This is a genomic window from Blautia glucerasea (assembly GCF_013304385.1).
GTDB lineage: Bacteria > Bacillota > Clostridia > Lachnospirales > Lachnospiraceae > Blautia_A > Blautia_A ammoniilytica.
The window spans coordinates 1-639 of sequence record NZ_JAAITU010000142.1; the positions used below are offsets into that span (position 1 = coordinate 1).

Here is a 639-nt window from a genome sequence, read left to right on the forward strand (position 1 = left end):
TTTTTGCACCAAAATACCGTAGGCAGGTAATATATGGACAGATAAAAGCAGATGTAGCAGAAATATTAAGTATGTTGTGCAAAAGAAAAGGAATTGAAATAATAGAAGCAGAGTGCTGTAAAGATCACGTTCATATGTTAGTAAGAATACCACCTAAATATAGTGTATCAGAAATAATGGGGTACTTAAAAGGAAAGTCATCGCTGATGATATTTGAGAAGCGTGCAAATTTGAAATACAAATATGGAAACCGCCATTTCTGGTGCCGAGGATACTATGTAGATACGGTAGGAAAAAATGCAAAGAAGATACAGGAATATATTCAGAATCAGTTAAAAAATGATTTGGAATATGACCAGTTAACGTTGAATGAATACATCGACCCGTTCACGGGTGAGCCGGTAAAAAAAGGCAGAAAAAAATAAGCCTAAAAGGCTAAGCCGGTAAAAGAAGCAATAAGCAAATCCCAAGGGGATGCGCAGGAAGCAGGAGGCACTGAGAAAGGCCCTTTAGGGTCAGCCTGTGAAAAGCAGTGCAAGAGGCGGACCCTCTCAGTGCGCCTTCCGGGCGCAAGCAGGGATGAGCCCCTTATAGGGGCAGTGCAAACCACCGGCTAAGCCCAACATCATAAACTTAAGA

Annotated in this window: 1 protein-coding gene; it reads left to right on the forward strand. The window is 41.3% G+C overall.

The features are described from left to right. Positions 1-425, forward strand: a 425-nt coding sequence (gene tnpA, locus G5B11_RS18780; protein ID WP_173729341.1) for an IS200/IS605 family transposase, incomplete at its 5' end; no start/stop codon positions are given. Positions 426-639 lie beyond the last annotated feature (214 nt).